Below are 1,855 nucleotides of genomic sequence, written 5' to 3'. Positions count from 1 at the left end.
AGTCCTCCAACGAATCAGCCAATTTGATTAAAATAGGTACGTCTTTTTCATCTACTACATCATAATCAGCATAGTATATTTTGTTTAAATAGGGTTCTTTATAGCCTATAAAAACCGATGCACCCGAGTATGGTGTACTGGCAATAGGTAATAAACAGTCTGTATAAAAATAAGTATTTGAACCTTTTTCAATATCTTCTTTCAATATATTGAAATCAAAATCAATACGTGCAAGAGAATAAAATTCAAGAGCACAGTTTGCTTCAGATTCGCTTATTTGAAAATAAAGATTATTTTCATCTGTGAATCTAAGGCCGTTTGACTGCAATAAAACTTGTTTGTAACCATTAGGAATACTAATACCGTATTTTTCCTCTATTTTGGTTATTTCTTCAAAAGTAGCCTGCGGGCGTAACTCTGTTCTCTTTAATTTTTTAATATCCATATTAAAAACAGTTTTTAATAAATTTAATTGCTTCGGTTGGCGAAGGTAATCTCCCTATTATATCTTTCCCAAGGCTTGATTCTTTTATCAATGAATAGCCACCCAAATGTGCTACTTGGTTAACCTTTTCGGAAATTAACATCATTGTTCTGCTGTTTTAGTGATGGTATCATGTGTATATTGTTCCATGATTAAGCTAATTATGCTTTAATTTACCAAAAAAATCATCTAATGAATTCTCCAACAAATAAACTGGAAAACCATCTCCAGGCTCTCCCAACCAAAAAATTTTACCTATATTTTCACCATTAAAAGCAATACATATTTGATTTTGCCCTAAGTCAATAAAAGGAAGTAAATAATTGGAACAATAATCGTTTGTTTTATAATATTCATCTGCCCTTTTATTGCTTAAATAAGCACTTGTTAAGAATCCTAAATCATAGATAGATACAAAACCGATACTAAATGAATCATTGTAGTTATATTCATAACCTTCTGGTGGAATACCTCCATTTGCTATTGTATAAAATGTTCTTAATTCTGATGGAATTTTGATTCCCATCTCTTTTTCAGCACTTTCAATTTGAACTTCACTGACAGGAGGATTTAGTTTTACAAAATAATTCAATACATTGTTCATAATTAATTACAATTTAGTTTAACTGATGATGGGAACGAATTTTTAAGCCCTTTTTTTATAATTGCACTACCACCTAAATGTTCTAAATTAGGCTTATTGTTGGTGTTTAACATTGTTGGTACAAGTAACATATGTTGGCTATCTTGGTCATGATGCCAAGTATATGTTATTTTATCTCCAAAAATGTTATTTTGTCCATTAAATGTTGAAATATTTGCAAAAGGTGTACCAGTGAGTTTAGCTTTAAGTTCAGCATTTGCCCTTTTTGCATCGGTATTAAAATCTCCCGTAACATCAATAAGAACTTTACAGCTAATATTACCAACATTCTTTGTAAAGGATAGAAAATCTGGGAATCCCCAAGCATCAAAACAGACAACCGACTTTTTGAATTCTTTGATTATATCCGATATTTCTCTTTGGTCGGGTAATGTACTAAGTTCTACTCTTCGATAAGGTTTCATAAACCTCGACCAGTATCTGTCGTAGTGAAGTTTCAAATCAGCGTTTACGGGGGCGTTGAGATAATCCCCAAGGTTATGCGTAGTGTTCGGCAGAACACTGCGTACTGAACATAAGAGGCCGTTTGTAACGGCCCTTCCAAGCCTGATAAACTCTCCAAATAGCTTAATTTTATGATATTTCGAGCCTGTAAATACCATTGATTTTTACGGTTATTTGGTTGATATTCCAAGTTGGTCGGGCAGTTAAAAACTGCCATCTATTCTTAGTACGCAGTGTTCTATCGAACACTACGCACAACTGGG

At 32.8% G+C, this 1,855-nt stretch carries 3 protein-coding genes; all 3 read right to left on the bottom strand.

Features of this window, described 5'->3' with window-relative positions; all coding sequences use genetic code 11:
- Positions 1-445, bottom strand: a 445-nt coding sequence (locus K339_RS0126125) for an SMI1/KNR4 family protein (RefSeq protein WP_028526244.1), incomplete at its 3' end; no start/stop codon positions are given.
- A gap of 196 nt (positions 446-641) precedes the next feature.
- Positions 642-1,088, bottom strand: coding sequence for an SMI1/KNR4 family protein (locus K339_RS0126120; protein WP_028526243.1), 447 nt, complete (start codon positions 1,086-1,088; stop codon positions 642-644).
- Positions 1,089-1,090: 2 nt separating this feature from the next.
- The gene (locus K339_RS0126115) at positions 1,091-1,552 is read right to left on the bottom strand and encodes an HNH endonuclease (protein ID WP_169731902.1); all 462 of its coding nucleotides are present in this window, start codon (positions 1,550-1,552) and stop codon (positions 1,091-1,093) included.
- Positions 1,553-1,855: the final 303 nt, after the last annotated feature.

Source organism: Runella limosa DSM 17973 (genome assembly GCF_000482465.1).
Classification (GTDB): Bacteria; Bacteroidota; Bacteroidia; order Cytophagales; family Spirosomataceae; genus Runella; species Runella limosa.
This window is presented reverse-complemented; position numbering and strand designations above follow the sequence as displayed.